Source organism: Arthrobacter rhizophilus (genome assembly GCF_026241105.1).
Taxonomy (GTDB): domain Bacteria; phylum Actinomycetota; class Actinomycetes; order Actinomycetales; family Micrococcaceae; genus Arthrobacter.
In genome coordinates, this window is the sequence record NZ_JAPFFT010000002.1 from 189845 (window position 1) to 206193 (window position 16349).

Genomic DNA, 16349 nt, shown 5'->3' on the forward strand with positions numbered 1-16349 from the left:
GGAATGTTCCCGAATCGAAGCGGGCGTCAGGTCCGCCTGCACGGGAACGCAGCCATACGAACTGCGTCCAGGGCGCAATTCTGCGAGCCTGCCCGGGGCCCCGTGATTGCGCCTTGCATGTCCAGCAGGCACAAAGGGACCGCCGCCCTTACGGAGCACCGGGCCTTGGCGGCCTTGGTCTGCCAATACGTTCAGGAGTCAGCCCACTTGGGCTCTTCGGGCCCGGGCAGCACGCTTGACCAGCTGGCCCGCCGGTATCCGGCATGTAGATCGCGCTTCCTCCAGTGTCCTGAAAAGAGCCAAGAAGCTCTTCGACGCCATCGGTATTGGGATCTGCTCCTTGTTCTCGCCTCACGACCCCATAAGAACTAATTACATTGATGACGTTCTGGTAGTCCGACCCGGTGGAAAAATGGAGTCGATAATGCGGGGCCCGCCGCTTCCGCCCGGTTGTCTGGCCCACGCCTGGCAGTGGCAGCCTCTTGTGCGTCAGCTGACGAACCGTTGATTGCGCCCTACGCCCTGGAAGAACTGGCGAAACCGCCCTGAATACGGACTTCCTGTGATGCCGTGCCACTGGTCTCCACTCCAGTTTGTGAACACTGCCAAACGAAGGACCAAGACTGTTAGGGGTCGATCATGGCTTTCGGAAAAGATATCCCCGGCGCTGACCGCGAACAGATAGAAGATCTGGTCCGCGAATTCAATTGGCTGCTGGACCACGGGATAGCGGATGGGTTCGCTGAGCTCTTCACGAAGACAGGGACCTTCACCGCCGCAGGTAGGACACCGTCTGGAAGGTTGGAGCTGCAGGATTTCGCACAGAACCGTGTCGCCGAGCGTTGGCGTTGCACCGGTCGGTCAATAGTGCTGTAGGACACTAAGGGGACCCGAGGACTGCGTCAGTTCCCAGTCGGCTGCTGGGCTCTGGGCCAGCAGCCTCAGTAAGCCTGTTCCGCGGTCGGCATCTTCGATCTGATCCGTACGGCGTCCTCAGCTTAAAAGCGCTTCGGCGGCTGAAACGCCATCGTCGATGCCCTGTGGACCGTTGCGCTTGACACTGCGCATGATCGCTATCGCCGAGACAACGGAGATCAGTGAAATTGACAGCAACAAAGTGGCTGGCCCCCAGGACAAGTTGTTGCTCAGGGACAGGACTCCGGTGGCGATCAGGGGTGTGAACCCGGCGACGATGCCGGCGATGTTGGCAGACAACGCCATCGTGCTGTACAGAATATTGGACGGGAAGTAGTCACGGAACATGGCGCCGATCGGGGCGTATGGGATCGTGCCAAGGCCGAAGGTGAGAACCATGGCCACCGTGATCAGGCCCGTGTCCTTCGTATCCACGAGCCAGAACGTCGGGAAGGCCAGGACCAAGGTGACCAGGTACCCGATTACGACTGTCTTGGCGGCTCCGATGCGATCGGCGAGCTTGCCGCTTAGGAGAAGGACAATTCCCTGCGCGACGGCTCCTGCCACCGTGGCGTTCAGAATCACGGAAGCGGGCAAGTGCAGCGTCAGCGTCACATAGCTGATCATGAAGGTGGAGATGATACCGAACCCGGCGGTGGAGTACAGATACGCACCGACTCCCAGCATCAACTTGACCGGGTGCTTGAGGAAGGTTTCCTTGAGCGGCGATTTGGTGGTCAGCCTGTTGGCCTCAAGCGCCCTGAATTCGTAGGTCTCGGGGAGATACCAGCGGATCCAGATCGCGACGGCCACCAGGACAATGGAAACCAGGTAGGGCAAACGCCAACCCCAGCTCAGGAACTCGCTTTTCGGCAGCAAGGTCACGAGAGCAATGGCGCCGCTGCTCAGCAGCGTGCCCGACGGGGAGCCGAGCTGAACCATCGAGGCGTAGAAGCCGCGCTTCTCTTTGGGGGCGTTTTCCACAGCCATGGCCGTGGCCCCGCCCCATTCCCCGCCAGCGGCGATGCCCTGGACGAAGCGGAGTGCCACCAACAGGACCGGAGCAACGATGCCCGCGGTCTTGAAGTCCGGCAGGACACCGATCAGGGTCGTCGCGGACCCCATGATGATCACTGTGACGATCAACGCACCTTTGCGGCCGAACTTGTCGCCGTAATGACCGAAGATCATCGCCCCCAAGGGGCGCGCGATGAAGCCAACAGCCAGAGCCGCAAAGCTGCCCATCTGCGACGCAAACTGGCTCGAGGACGGGAAGAACAGTCCCCCGAACACAATCGCTGCGGTGGTGCCGAAGAGGAAGAAGTCGTACCATTCCAAGGCCGTGCCGATGTACGCGCCCACCACGGAGCGCCGCGCATTCCTCAATCTGGTTTCTGGTGTGGATTCAGCTAAAGCAATCATGTGGGTCTTCCTAATCGAACGCGCTCTGCGTAGCAGCCGGTTCATGGGTGGGGCTGGGAGCCTTTGGCTCGGCGGAAAATGCGGAGAGGTAGTCTTCCAACGCTTTAGTGCAATTGTGGGACGTGATGTGCATAACATCAAAGACCAAATTTGCATCCAATCAATAACAAATTGGCATGAAATTACCAATCTGCTTGCCCACCATAATCCATGCCCTTATAGCATGCATCTCTTGCAAAATACGTATTGGACGGCATGGTCGGAAAGCTTGGACACTGGAGTACAGACCACGAATCATAGGAGAACAATGAGCCTCTATGCAGTAACAAACCCCGCAACCGCGGAAACCGTCGCCACCTTCCCCACAGCCAACGACGCTGGCATCGAGTCGGCGCTTGCAAGTGCTCACTCCGCGTTCCTCGGTTGGAAGTACTCCGCCATTGAGGACCGCACTGGACTGCTCAACCGAGTTGCCGACCTCTACACGGAGCGCCGCGAGGAGCTTGCCGCGATCATCACGCGCGAAATGGGCAAGCCCACGTTCCAGGCCGGTATCGAAGTGGATATCGTCGTCTCGATCTACCGTTACTACGCCCGGAATGGCCCGAAATTCCTTGAGGACGAGGAACTAGAGGTGGCTGCCGGCGGCCGGGCAGTTGTCCGCAAGGAAGGGCTGGGCGTGCTCCTGGGCATCATGCCGTGGAACTTCCCGTATTACCAGGTGGCTCGCTTTGCCGGCCCCAACCTGATGAACGGGAATACGATTCTTCTCAAGCACGCACCGCAGTGTCCCGAGTCCGCCTTGGCCATGGAGCAGATCTTCAAGGATGCCGGGGCCCCAGTGGGGGCGTATGTCAACGTCTTCGCGACCAACGATCAGGTGGCGGACATTATTGCCGACCCACGCGTCCAAGGCGTCTCCCTGACCGGCTCCGAGCGAGCAGGATCCGCCGTCGCGGAAATCGCCGGACGCAACCTCAAGAAGGTTGTACTGGAGCTGGGCGGTTCGGATCCTTTCCTGCTGCTGGACACCGGTAACGTGGACGAATCGGTCCAGCGCGCCGTCTTCGGCCGCATGGTCAACGGCGGCCAGGCCTGCAATGCTGCCAAGCGTTTTGTGGTCATGGAGGACGTCTACGAGGAATTCGTGGAGAAGTTCACGGCCGCCCTGGCCGCCATCGAACCCGGGGATCCTACGGATCCCAAGACGTTCCTCGGGCCGCTGTCCTCGCAGGCGGCTGCCGACAACCTCGCCAAACAGGTCGACGCCGCGATCGCAGGTGGCGCTGTACTGCGCACAGGGGGCGGCAAGGTCTCCGAGGACCGTGCCTACTTCAAGCCGACAGTCCTGACCGGCATCACCCCGGACATGGACGTCTTCCACCAGGAACTCTTCGGCCCGGTGGCCATGGTCTTTAGGGCCGCCTCCGAGCAGGAAGCCGTGGCCCTTGCCAACAACTCGCCGTTTGGCCTCGGAGCCTCCGTTCACACCAACGACGCCGAAAAGGCTGCCCGCGTGGCCGATCAGCTCGAGGCCGGCATGGTGTACATCAACGAACCCGGCGGCACCTCCGCCGAACTCCCGTTCGGCGGCATCAAGCGCTCCGGCGTCGGCCGTGAACTCGGCAAGTACGGCATGGACGAGTTCATCAACCGAAAACTGATTCGCACTGCCAAGTAACATCCCGGCTGCGGGGAGGGGAAAGGCGCTGGCGGGAGTCCGGCTCCCGCCAGCGCCTTTGTCCGCCCAGGCCTTCAACGGTCGTCCCGCAGCAAGGTTGGCGACGGCCCCAGCGATGCACCCCCAGAAAGGAGAGACGGTTCCCCAGGGGGCAATGCCGTAAGCCGTTACTACCACCGTGATCAGGGCAGCCTCGGGGACCGCCGGGTGGCCCTCGAACCTGGTAACGACGTCTCGGAGCGCGCTCGGCAGTGCACCGAGAAGTGCCACGCCGGACAACGCCGTCAGCGTTGGTGCCGGAACAACGGCAAACAGCGCCACCACGGCAGAACTAAAGGTGCCGAAGACAAGGTAGAAGACCCCTCAGGAGATTCCGGCAATGAACCGGCGTCTGGAGTCCTTCCCGGAGCCCTGCGGATCGAAATGGCACCGCTCTACCCCGCCGAGGTCCAGGAATGGTCCCGTGAGCATCTGGAAAAGGAGCTCGCCTTTCCGGCCGCCCGCGCCCTGGTAGAGCACACTGCCGGCAACCCGTCCCTGACCGTGTCCCTGATGAAGCAATTCCCGTCCGCGGTCAGGTCCGGCGGCGCGGAACTGCTTCCGACACCAACAGGACTGCTTGCGTCAGTTGCCTCAAGGCTCCTTCGTCTTCCACCCGAAGCAGCGGCCCTGGTCGAGGCGGCCTCGGTCCTGGGCAGCGATCCGCAGCTTGCACTTGCCAGCGATGTCGCGGAGATATCGGACCCTGTGCGGGACGTGGAAGCCGCGGAGTCCAGAACAACCAAGTGACGTTCCCCGCTCCGGTGATCCGATCAGCCGTCTACCGTCAACTGGCCTTGACGCGGCGTATCCACATTCACGCCGTCGCCTCACGGCTGGTCCCGACTTCGGACGAACGGCTCCGCCACCGCGGCGCGGCTACTCTGTTGCCCGACGCCGATTTGGTCGCCGAACTGGAGCAGGCGGCCGATGGTTGGTTATGCCTTGGCGGGGGCCCGGGGCCACGCAGCGGACGGCTACCTGCGTGCGGCCGGGCTCAATCCCTCCCAGGCCGCGAGGGAAACCATGCTCCTGAGGGCCGTCGATGCCATGGTCGGCGCAGGCCAGCTGCCGCACGAGGTCGCAGCCTCGGAAGCCCTCGGCTCGCTGTCCAGTAGTCCCCTTCGGGACGCCGTCGGCGGATTCCTGGCAATTCTCAGGGGCAATCCCTCCCAGGCCGATGACCTGCTGATTAAGGCGTGGTCCGCCGTCGACCCTTCCAGTGATCCCGTGACGGCCGCGGGAGTCTGTCAACGCCAGGTGCTTCACGCACTCGGGCGGTTCAACGGTCGCGAACTCGTTCTCTGGGCCGGACGCGCCTTGGAACTGGCTCAGCCGGGCAGCCTGCCAGCCGTGGAATCGCAGGCCATCCTGGGCCTGGGTGCGATGGGCCGTTTCGAGGAAGCCGAGCGAAGCTACCATGCCGCCGACCACCTCCCTGAATACAATGCACAGCACCAGCGCAACGACATGGGCCGGGGTGGCTGTACCAGGCCATGGACCGGTTGGAGGCAGCCCGCTCGATGCTGGCCGGTGCAGTCCCCACGGAATTCGGGCACGGCTCGCAGCGCATTTCCCTCTGGGCTCAGGCCTGGCTCGCCCGGGTGGATCGAGCTTATTCGCCCGATCGTGCACTGGAGCGGAGCCCAGATACACGCCTTGCGAGGGAACTGGGCAGCAGCGGAACGCCACCTGGAGCGGGGCGCCGCGGCGGCCGACAGCTACCCCGTGATGCTTCTCCCCTATTGCCTTGCGCAAGCGCAGGTGGCCGAGACGAAGGCAGATTACGCCGGCGTGATCCGGGCTTTGGCCCCGGTGCTGCGGATGCAGCGCGCCGGTGGGATCGACGAACCAGGGTTTTGGCCCTAGCAGGACCATTATGCCAATGCCCTGGTCATGGTCGGCCGGGTGCCCCGCGAGCGAAATGATGTCCTTCTCCCGCACGAGCAGCTGGCGGCGGACCGCAGGCACCACTCGACCCTGGCGCGACTGTCCTGTGCCCGGGGCAGGATCCAGGCTTCGGCCGGGGACCTCGAGGCCGCTCGGAGCGCGTTCGTGGGCGGACTGGCGCATCTGAACACGCTGCCCATGCGGTATGCGCGGGCCGGATCAAATTCGCCTACGGCCAATCTTTCCGACGCGCAGGCAAACGGAGCGAAGCAGCCGCTGTCCTGGCTGAAGCCCGGTCATTGTTCGCAGTGCTTGGCGCCGACGCTTATGTGGACCGCTGCTCCCGTGAGATGCGTGCGAGCGGCGTCAGTTCGAGGGCCAATGACGTTGATAATGGCGCCGGGCGGAAGGCTCGGAGTGGCCCCAGCTCAGCCGGCAGCCTGACAGAACAGGAGAAGTCTGTTGCCGGGCTCGTCGCCTCAGGGCTGAGCAACAAGGATGCTGCGGCTGAACTCTATGTCTCCGTGAAAACCGTCCAGTACCACCTCACCCGGATCTACATGAAACTCGGCATCAGTTCGCGTTCCGAATTGGCTGCGTTTACCGCCCATTAACCATACGAATCCCACGACCCCGGCAGCTTTGAGCTCCGCGAAAGCGGCATTCCCCCTCTCGGGAGCCATCGCTTGGCCGGTGCCGCTGCCCTCCATTCACCCCGGTCCATGCTGTTTCGACATGGTTATGGTGCAATAGCGGTCTTAGACACCATGCGGTGAACATCACATACTCATAGAGGCGATGGCGCGCACCACGAGTCGCGTTGGGCGAATCCCCTGACCGGCGGGCACCCGCCTCGGATCATCGAGGCGCAACCGACCCCATGGACCCGCCCGGTTCTGCCTTCGCCAGCCCTTGCGAATGACCTTCATCCTCCCACGCACACTGACAAGGAAGTCTTACGTGATGCCCGAAACCACTAACTCCCCCACCTGGCGCAGCCGGCTCCCGCAGACGAAGGCCGGCATGGCGCTGGGCGCTGCTGGAATCGCCCTGGTTCTGGGCGCCGCCGGATGCTCCACGGGCAGCCCCGCGGGGCCCGCCTCCGCAGCCAAAATGTCCACGGACACCATCAACACCGTGCTGACGTCGGACCCGACCACTTTTGATCCTGCCGCTGTGCAGAACAATGACGATTACACCGTCAACCGCCTGCTTTTCGACACGCTCGTGCGTCGCGACGCCAACAACAAGATCGTCGGAGACCTGGCTACGGACTGGAAGGTCACACCGACCCAGGGTATCTTCACCATCCGCAAAGGCTCTACCTGTTCGGACGGAACACCCGTCACCGCCGAGGTGGTGGCTAACTCACTGAAGCACTTCGCTGCCCCCGAGACCAAGTCCAACTTCCGCAATCTCACCTTCGGCACAGGAACCGCGGCCATCAGTTCCGACGCGGCCGCCGGTACGGTCACCATCAACCTGAGCCAGCCCTGGACCGATCTGCTCCAAGGGATGAGCCTTCATGCCAGCGGCATTGTGTGCCCGGCAGGCCTGAAGGACCCCAAGGCGTTAAAGACCGGCGACGCGCCCGGAGCATTCTCCGGACCGTTTACCCTTGCCAAGCACGAGCATGGGGTGAAATACACCTTCAGCCTGCGCCAGGACTACGACGCCTGGCCCAAATACGCCACCGCCCTCAGCGGCGCCCTTCCGGCCACGATCAACGCGGCCGTCAACGCCAACTCCAGCTCGGTGGCCAACCAGCTCCTGACCGGCACGGTCGACATCGCCAACTTGACTACCAAAGACATGGACCGTTTCAAGGCGGACCAGGGCTATGGAACCGCCAAGTTCCCGATCGCCAGTTACTACGTCATGTTCAACGAGCGGCCCGGCCACCCGTTCACCGACACGACACTGCGCCAGTCCGTTGCCAAAGCGATCAGGCAGCAGGCATTCAACCAGGCCGCCTCGGGAGGACTCGGAGAGCTTTACACGTCCTTCGCCAGCCCCGGAGTACCGTGCGCCAACACGGATGCCTCCATCCTGATCAAGGAAAACACCGTCGAGGCCAAACCGAAACTGACCGGGCTGAAGGTCAATATGGAAGGCGCCCAGGTCTTCGGACCCAACGGAGCTGCCAACACGTACGTCTCGGAGGCACTGCGCGCAGCCGGAGCTGACGTGAAGCTCAACAACGTCGACGTCGCCACCTGGAGCACCGACCTGACTCAGAAGCCGGACTCCTGGGACATCACCGTCATGGCCGCCATCAACGCCGGCGGCACCATGAACGGCGCCCTGTCGACCATGGTCGGCACCCCCGCGGAAAAAGGCGGGCTCAACTGGGGCGGCGCGGAAAACTCGGCAGTCGTCGGGCTCTCCGAGAAGGCCATGACCCAGACCGATGAGAGCCAGCGCTGCGGAACGTTCCAGCAAGCCCAGCAAATCATGATCAGTGATGCCCATGCCGTACCGATGTCCTCCATGCCGGCCCAGGCGACGACCCGCTCAGGCTTCTCCATGCAGGTCCTCAATGGCCAGGCGGATGCCAGCACCATGCGCATCACCAAGTAGAGGCACCCGATTCATGACTTCAACACTTGTATCTGATGCCAACCGGACCCCCGGCACCAACGCCGGGGGGCCGGTCCCGATGCGGCTTCTGAACCATCCTTGGACGGCGTTCGTCCTGCGCCGGGCCGGAGGGCTGTTGCTCTCCTTCCTTGTGCTGACGATCGTCACCTTCGTCATCGTCCCGCTCATACCAGGGGATCCGGCCGTCATCGCCGCTGGCGAAGGTGCCAGTGCCGACAAAATCCAGTCCGTCCGCTCCGAGCTCGGCCTGGACCAGCCTTTGCTGGTCCAATTCCTGAACTACTTCACGGGGATCCTCCGTCTCGATATAGGCACCTCCTTCATCAGCGGCGACAATGTATCGACGATGATCGCCAACCGCTTTCCCTACACGGCCGAGATCGCACTGCTGGCCATCGGAATGGTATTGCTGATCGCGGTCCCGGTGGGCATGAGTGTGGCCGTTCTGACCAACGGTGGCCGACGGCCCTGGTTGGACAGCATGTTCAACGTCTTGACCAGTCTTTTCTATTCTGTTCCCCAATATGTGATGGCCACGCTCCTGGTAACCGTTTTTGCGGTCAGCCTGCGCCTGCTCCCTGCCGCAGGTGCCGCCGGACCAACGTCGCTGATACTGCCGACGGCGGCACTCATGATCGGCCCGAGCTGCGTGATCGCCCGCGTCGTGCGGCGCGAGACGGCCGTCGTCCTGGACAAGGACTACATCCGAACAGCCAGAGGCTGGCGGCTCAGCGCTTTCCGTACGCACATCCGCTACGTACTCCCCAACCTGATCACCACCACTCTGACGCTCTCCGGGCTGATCCTTGCCGCCCAACTCGGCGGTGCCGTCGTGATCGAAACAGTGTTCGCGTGGCCCGGATTGGGCCAGGGTATCGTCAACGCCATCCTGCAACGCGACTACCCCGTGATCCGGGGGATCATCATGGTCCTGGGGCTGCTGGCAACACTGATCATCGTCATCGTCGACGTCGTCCTGGCGGTCATCGATCCACGCAACCTCGGAGGCGGAACACATGAATAGCAAGAAGGTCCGGGCACTGCTCAGTCCGTCCATGATCGGTGGCATCACCATACTCCTGCTCTTGGTGCTCACGGCCGTCGTCGCGCCGATGACGATGTCCACAGCCGCCAACTCGCTGACCCCGGACGCCGGCGCCGGCCCGAGTCCCGCTCATTGGCTCGGCACCGACGATCTGGGTCATGACCTGTTTTCCCGCTCACTGGTGGCCACCCGGTTGACACTGCTGATGGCCTCCGGCGCAGCTACCATTTCAGTTGCCAGCGGCATCGTCGTCGGTCTAGCAATCTGGCTGGCCGGACCGCGAATCAGGGAGGCGGCACTACGTGTCTTGGAAACCGCCGTCGCCTACCCCTCACTGATTTTCGCCCTGGTCATCGCAGCCATCCTCCAGCCGGGTGCAACCTCGTCCGTCGTCGCGATCGGCGTAGCCGGCATCCCCGGATTTGCCCGGATTACAGCCAATCTGGCCTCCGCCGTCTCCCGCAGTGACTTCGTGGTCACGGCACGCCTGCTCGGTGTCAGCCCATTGCGTATCGCCTCGCGGCACATGCTTCCAAACATGGCCGAACCGCTGCTGATTCTGAGCGCCACCGTGTTCTCCCTTTCCCTCGTGGAAATCTCAGCCCTGTCCTTCATCGGCCTCGGGGTCCAAGCGCCGGACTACGATTTCGGCCGGCCGCTCAACGACAGCCTGAATGCCCTCTACACGCAGCCGATCCAAGCTGTTGGACCATCTGCCATGATCGTCCTCACGGGCCTCGCGGCCATGCTGGTGGGCGACTCACTCGCCGCAAACGCCAATCCGCGGACAAAGCGGCGGCAGGGACCGCGGTCGCTCGCTGCCAAACAAACCTTGGCCAACGACGCCGGGGACCAAGCCTTGGTCCGCGTGGACAATCTGCGCATCGGCATTCCTGGTGGCACCGAACTTATCAAAGGGGTCTCTTTCACAATCAAACCCGGCGAGGTTGTGGCTCTCGTGGGCGAATCCGGTTCCGGCAAGTCCCTCACTGCGATGGCCGTCGCTGGGCTCCCTGCCGAAGGGCTGAGCCTCTCGGCGGATCTGCTGCGCGTGGGGAACATGAACATGCTGGGCCGGCCTGACCAGGCACGCCTCGCCAAGGAAATCAGTGTGGTGTACCAGGACCCCGGAACGACGTTCAACCCTTCGCTGCGGATGGGGGCCCAGCTCACCGAGGTCCTGCGAACGCACCTGCGACTTAGCCGGGCCGAGGCCCGTCAGCGGGTGATCGAGGCCCTGGAGGCGGTCAACATCAGCCGCCCGGCAGAGCGGCTGCGTCAGCACCCCCATGAATTGTCCGGAGGCATGCGGCAGCGCGCCATGATTGCTTCTTCCATGGTGGTCTCCCCTGCACTGATCGTCGCCGACGAACCCACCACAGCCCTTGACGTCACGGTCCAGGCCGAGGTAGTGCGGGAATTCCGGCGGATCCACCGCGAAAACTCCACCGCCATGCTCTTCATCTCCCACGACCTTGGGGTCGTCCAGGAACTGTGCGACACCGTTTTGGTGATGAAGTCCGGAGAGATCGTGGAGCGGCTAACAGCAGTCGAACTCAAGAACCGCGATGTCAACCACCCCTACACCAAATCCCTCCTGGCCGCCGTGCCCGTCCTTCAGATATCAGGTGCCCCGGCAATGGCGGGCGAGCAAGGAAAACTACAGTGAAATCACCAAAGCACCTGACAGGAACCGCAACGACATCCGCTGCCCAACCGGCCGCCTTGATCAGTAGTCTCAATGTATCCTTCGGAGCGGCGCACGTCCTCAAGGACGTCAGCATGGAGATCCCCTCCCAATCGGTGGTCGGCCTTGTTGGCGAATCCGGTTCCGGGAAGTCAACGCTCGGCAAAACCCTCGTGGGCATCAACACCCCTAGCAGCGGGCAGATCCTGATCCATGGCGAGGACTTCACGCGGATGCACGGACGACGCCGGCAAGAGTTGCGCCGGGAAGTCCAGTACATTCCGCAGGATCCCTATTCCTCGCTGAGCCCGCGCCGAACCACCGGCCAGACCCTCGCCGAAGCCCTGGATCCGGTCGGAGCGAATCCGCTGGAGCGCCAGGAGGAAATCTCCGAAGCACTCTTGTCCGTGAAGCTGGACCCTTCGGCCGCAGACAAATACCCCCACGAGTTCTCCGGCGGCCAGCGGCAACGCATCGCCATTGCCCGCGCGTTAATGCTCAAGCCGCGCCTCATCATTGCCGACGAAATCACCTCGGCCCTTGATGTTTCCGTTCAAGCGGAGATCATCCGGCTACTCCAAGGCATGCGCGAAACAGTCGACAGCTCGATGCTCTTCATCTCGCACAACCTCGCCGTCGTGCAGCAGCTCTGCGACCACGTCGTCGTCATGTACCGAGGTGAAATCGTCGAACACGGGCCGATCGGCGAGGTCTACAACGACCCCGCCCATCACTACACACGCAAGCTGCTTTCCTCAGTTCCGGGGGCACCCGGGTTCAACCTGGACTAGGCAGCCCGCCGACCGACAAGCGCGCGAGAACGGTCGAGGCAGCTTGGTCGATCACGGCAGTGTATATGCCCTAAGGGCATTGATGCGACGCCATTTCGGTCTTGGACAGCATGCTCAATCGAATCGCATACTCAGAGGGAAGCAGCCGCGGAATTGTGGCCGCGCCCACATCATCCTCAGGAGGAATCCATGGCGGCACCAACCGCAGCTATCACGAAATCCGCCGGCCATGTCATCGTGGACAGCCTGGCGGCCCACGGGGTCAAGCGTGTCTACTGTGTCCCCGGCGAAAGCTACCTCGACGTCCTGGACGGGCTCCACGACGCGAAAATTCAGACGATCGTCTGCCGTCACGAGGGCGGCGCCGCGTACATGGCCGAGGCCGAAGGCAAACTTTCCCAGGTCCCGGGCGTCGCCATGGTGACGCGCGGTCCGGGCGCTGCCAACGCCTTCGTCGCCGTTCACACCGCCTGGCAGGACGCGACACCAATGGTGCTCTTCGTTGGCCTGATTCCGGTGGCTGACCGGGAGCGGGAGTCCTTCCAGGAATTCGATATCAAGGCCTGGTTCGGGACCGGCGCCAAGCGCGTCCTCGTTTTGGATTCCGCCGAGCGGGCTTCCGAAATCGTTGCCGAGGCCTTCTTCGCCGCCGCCAGCGGCCGACCCGGCCCAGTTGTCGTCGGTTTGCCCGAGGACGTCATCACCCACCGGATCGGCACCGAGCTGCACCCGGTCATTCCGGTCGCCGGCGGAGGGGTGTCCCCAGGGGACGCCGCCGTGCTCAAAGACGCCCTCCAATCGGCATCGAAGCCGCTCTTCATCACCGGCGGCAACGACTGGACCCGTGGATCCTCGGAAAAACTGACGTCCTGGCTCGAGGGACTGAACCTGCCGGCCGCGAGTGATTGGCGTGCCAACGGGGTGGTCAGTTCAGATTCCCCCAGCTACGTCGGCTCCTTCGGCTACGGCCGCGACGACTCAGTAGCCGCTTCCCTGAGCGAGGCGGACCTCGTGGTGACGATCGGCACTGTGCTGGGCGACGTGCTCACCGACGGCTTCACACTGCGGCAGGACTGGTCCGCACGCAACATCATCGTCAACATCGACACCTCGCTCCGTGGACGATCGGGCGGGGTCCACCACCAGATCGTGGCCAAGCCCGGGGCCTTCGTGGACGCGCTGGCCGCGCTTGAGATGAACGGCAGGCCGGAGTGGAAGGATTGGACCGCCGGTCTGCGCAACCATCAGGAAAATTATGCCCGCCTCAACGATGCCGCCGTCGAACACGACGTCCCTGCGCGGATGGACGCCGTCATGGCGGCCTTGGTCCCGGACCTCCCGCATGACGCCGTGGTAACCTTTGGCGCCGGCAACCACAGCGCCTGGGGACATAAGTTCTTCCCCACCCGTGTTTTCGGCAGTATGTTGAGCACACGCAACGGCTCCATGGGATACAGTGTGCCCTCCGCCGTCGCAGCCAGCCTTGAGAACCCCGGACGCCGGGTTGTTTCAGTGGCCGGCGACGGCGAGTTCATGATGAACTGCAACGAACTCGCCACCGCGCTCCAGTACGGCGCCACACCTCTGGTCATCGTGATGGACAACGGCCAGTACGGAACCATCCGCTCGCACCAGGAATTCCACTACCCGGGCCGGATAAGCGGGACCCAGCTCACCAACCCGGACTTCGCTGTGCTCGCACAGGGCTTCGGGGCCTACGGCGAGAAGGTCATGCACGACGGCGATGTTCGCGGCGCCGTCAAACGCGCCCTTGCCGCGATCGACGGCGAAGGCGTGCCCGCCGTGCTGCACATCGTCGTCGACCCCGCAGTGATGCTCCCGTAATTCTCCGTACCAGGAAGGACAAAACACCATGCCAACGACGGCAAACCGCAACATTGAACTGGCCCGGCGCACACTTGCCGCCCGCCCCTCCGAGGTCCGGAAAGTGTTCCGCGCCGCCCAGCGCCCAGGAATGATTTCCTTCGCCAACGGCGCACCGTACCTTGGGGCACTGGATTTCGAGCAGCTCGCCGAAAGCAGCCAGCGCATCCTGCGCGAGAGCGGCAGCATTGCCCTGCAGTACGGAGCAGGCCAGGGAACGCTTGAACTGCGCCAACACATTTGCCGGCTCATGGCACTCGAAGGCATCCGTGCCGCCCCCGAGGACGTCATCGTCACCTGCGGCAGCCAGCAGGCCCTCGACCTCGCCTCGAAAGTGCTCATCAATCCCGGCGACGTGGTCTTCGCCGAGGCCCCCTCCTACGCCGGCGGCATGGCCGTGTTCACCGGCCTAGAAGCGGAAATCGTCCACGTCCCCACCGACGAGAACGGCCTGATCCCGGAGGAACTCGAGGCCAGGATCGCCAAGGTCCGGGCCGCCGGGAAGACCGCCAAGGCCCTTTACACGATCCCCAACTTCCACAACCCAGGCGGCATGAACCTCTCCCCGGAGCGCCGCGCCCTGGTGGGACAGCTCTGCACCGAAAACGGCCTGCTGATCTTCGAGGACAATCCGTACGGACTGCTTGGATTCGAAGGCCAGACAATGCGCGCCATCCAGCCTGACTTCCAGGACATCACCCTGTACTTCGGGTCTTTTTCCAAGATGTTCGCGCCCGGGCTTCGCATCGGCTGGGTCGTGGCTCCGGAGCGGCTTCGCGAGCACTTGGTCAACGCGAACGAGACTACAGTGCTGAATCCTTCGGTTCTTTCCCAGATGATCCTCACCGAGTATCTGGACACTCCTGGGTGGAAGAGCACGTTGGAGGAATACCGTGCCTTGTACGCCGCAAAGTGCGACGTCCTGGTGGATGCCCTCAGCCAAAACATGCCGGCCGGGACTACCTGGACCCGGCCGGAGGGCGGCTTCTATCTCTGGGTCACCGTCCCGGAAGGAATCGACACCGATGCGCTTGTTTATGAGTGCATCGAGCGCGGCGTTGTTTATGTTCCCGGAACAGCCTTCTTCACCGATGGGTCCGGGCACGACAAGCTTCGCTTCTCGTTCTGCCTTCCCACCCATGAGGAGATCCGCAAAGGGGCCGCAATCGTCGGCGAAGTCTTCAGCCAAGCCCTCACAGGAACGGGAGCACGTTAATGAGCACGCAGGACATCGCGCAGGCCAAGGAAGTTGCCAGGGCCGAGCTTGACCGAAAACTTGAGCGCATCCTGGACTTCAGCCATAAACTCCACCAGAACCCCGAGCCGGGCTGGGAAGAGGTCAAAGCCTCGGCATGGATCTCGGAGGAACTGCGCGCCGTTCCGGGCGCCCGCGTGACCCACGGCCTTGGGGAGCTTCCAACGGCGGTGCGCGCCGAGCTCGGCCATGGTCCCCTGGTTCTGACCATTTGCGCCGAATACGATGCCCTGCCCGGGGTTGGCCACGCCTGCGGCCACAATGTCATTGCCTCCGCGGCCCTTGGCGCTTTCACAGCCTTGGCTCCGCTGGTTGACCAGTTGGATGCCACCGTTCGGTTGCTGGGAACACCTGCCGAGGAAAACGGTGGCGGCAAGATTGTCATGCTCGAGCAGGGCGACTTTGACGGCACGCACGCCGCGATGATGGTTCACCCCGGTGACGTCGACAATGCCAGCATGCGGCCCTTCGCCTGCACCGGAGTCAAAGTCCGCTATCAGGGCCGCAGTGCCCACGCCTCGGCACGGCCCTTCGAGGGGATCAACGCCCTGGATGCTATGACCATCGCATTGACATCCATCGGCCTGGCGCGCCAACAGTTCCGCGAAGGCCAGCAAATCCACGGTTTCGTGGAAGGGGCAGGCACGGCACCGAACGTCATCCCGGAAAGTGCCAGCGGCACCTGGATGGCGCGCGCCCATGACGTTGACTCCCTCAACGAGGTCATGGCCGTGCTGCGGCGCTGCTTCGACGCCGGCGCGGTAGCAACCGGAGCAACGCTTCACTTCGAGGAAGTGGGCAAGGCCTATCTCGAAATGCGCGATGACGACTCCATGCGCGATCTCTTCATGGCGAACTCAGCCGCGCTGGGCCGGGAACTTGAACCCGTCGGTCTCCGCGGCGGCTCAACGGACATGGCCAACGTCTCGCACTACTACCCGACCATCCATCCGATGCTCAGCCTTGGCAAGGAGTGCCCTCCCATCCACAATGCAGCGTTCGCGGATGCGGCCGCTTCCGCTGCCGGGGACAAAGCAGTACGGGACGGGGCCTTGGCGATGGCAATGACATGCATCGACCTTGCTTTGGATCCCCGGCAGCGTGAGCGCCTGATGACCCTCGGAGCAAAGAACTGACTT

Annotated in this window: 13 protein-coding genes and 1 pseudogene; 11 read left to right on the forward strand and 3 right to left on the reverse strand. The window is 63.1% G+C overall.

Features of this window, described 5'->3' with window-relative positions; all coding sequences use genetic code 11:
* Positions 1–148: 148 nt before the first annotated feature.
* Entirely contained in the window at positions 149–577 is a 429-nt protein-coding gene (locus OOZ51_RS22595) for a DUF8548 family protein (protein ID WP_489667149.1), read from the reverse strand.
* A 62-nt stretch (positions 578–639) separates the two neighbouring features.
* On the opposite strand from OOZ51_RS22595, the gene OOZ51_RS03345 reads away from it, so the two are divergent.
* Complete coding sequence (locus OOZ51_RS03345) at positions 640–876, forward strand: nuclear transport factor 2 family protein (RefSeq protein WP_265977482.1); 237 nt, start codon at positions 640–642, stop codon at positions 874–876.
* Between the two features lie 117 nt (positions 877–993).
* Here OOZ51_RS03345 and OOZ51_RS03350 read toward each other — a convergent pair whose 3' ends face one another.
* On the reverse strand, positions 994–2337 hold the full coding sequence (locus OOZ51_RS03350; RefSeq protein ID WP_265977483.1) for an MFS transporter: 1344 nt from the start codon (positions 2335–2337) through the stop codon (positions 994–996).
* 307 nt (positions 2338–2644) lie between these two features.
* Between OOZ51_RS03350 and OOZ51_RS03355 the strand changes: the two genes are divergently transcribed.
* Positions 2645–4018, forward strand: a complete 1374-nt coding sequence (locus OOZ51_RS03355) for an NAD-dependent succinate-semialdehyde dehydrogenase (protein ID WP_265977484.1) — start codon at positions 2645–2647, stop codon at positions 4016–4018.
* Between the two features lie 162 nt (positions 4019–4180).
* Here the strand turns inward: OOZ51_RS03355 and OOZ51_RS22475 are convergent.
* Positions 4181–4342, reverse strand: a pseudogene (locus OOZ51_RS22475) (benzoate transporter); the annotation flags it as partial.
* Positions 4343–4987: 645 nt separating this feature from the next.
* Here OOZ51_RS22475 and OOZ51_RS03365 point away from each other — a divergent pair.
* From OOZ51_RS03365 to OOZ51_RS03405, 9 genes are all read left to right on the forward strand, one after another.
* Positions 4988–5926 (forward strand): hypothetical protein, encoded by a 939-nt coding sequence (locus OOZ51_RS03365; RefSeq protein WP_265977486.1) that lies wholly within the window; start codon positions 4988–4990, stop codon positions 5924–5926.
* Positions 5927–6255: 329 nt separating this feature from the next.
* Complete coding sequence (locus OOZ51_RS03370; RefSeq protein WP_265977647.1) at positions 6256–6561, forward strand: helix-turn-helix domain-containing protein; 306 nt, start codon at positions 6256–6258, stop codon at positions 6559–6561.
* A 349-nt stretch (positions 6562–6910) separates the two neighbouring features.
* The gene (locus tag OOZ51_RS03375) at positions 6911–8527 is read left to right on the forward strand and encodes an ABC transporter substrate-binding protein (protein WP_265977487.1); all 1617 of its coding nucleotides are present in this window, start codon (positions 6911–6913) and stop codon (positions 8525–8527) included.
* A gap of 13 nt (positions 8528–8540) precedes the next feature.
* Entirely contained in the window at positions 8541–9572 is a 1032-nt protein-coding gene (locus OOZ51_RS03380) for an ABC transporter permease (RefSeq protein WP_265977488.1), read from the forward strand.
* Positions 9565–11262: a dipeptide/oligopeptide/nickel ABC transporter permease/ATP-binding protein gene (locus OOZ51_RS03385; protein WP_265977489.1), complete on the forward strand. Its 1698-nt coding sequence runs from the start codon at positions 9565–9567 to the stop codon at positions 11260–11262. Before OOZ51_RS03380 ends, OOZ51_RS03385 begins: the two co-directional genes overlap by 8 nt.
* Positions 11259–12071: an ABC transporter ATP-binding protein gene (locus OOZ51_RS03390; RefSeq protein WP_265977491.1), complete on the forward strand. Its 813-nt coding sequence runs from the start codon at positions 11259–11261 to the stop codon at positions 12069–12071. The genes OOZ51_RS03385 and OOZ51_RS03390 overlap by 4 nt, the downstream gene beginning before the upstream one ends.
* Positions 12072–12260: 189 nt before the next feature.
* Positions 12261–13916, forward strand: a complete 1656-nt coding sequence (locus OOZ51_RS03395; protein WP_265977492.1) for a thiamine pyrophosphate-dependent enzyme — start codon at positions 12261–12263, stop codon at positions 13914–13916.
* A gap of 28 nt (positions 13917–13944) precedes the next feature.
* The gene (locus OOZ51_RS03400) at positions 13945–15171 is read left to right on the forward strand and encodes an aminotransferase-like domain-containing protein (protein WP_265977493.1); all 1227 of its coding nucleotides are present in this window, start codon (positions 13945–13947) and stop codon (positions 15169–15171) included.
* On the forward strand, positions 15171–16346 hold the full coding sequence (locus tag OOZ51_RS03405; protein WP_265977495.1) for an amidohydrolase: 1176 nt from the start codon (positions 15171–15173) through the stop codon (positions 16344–16346). The genes OOZ51_RS03400 and OOZ51_RS03405 overlap by 1 nt, the downstream gene beginning before the upstream one ends.
* The last annotated feature ends 3 nt before the right edge of the window (positions 16347–16349 follow it).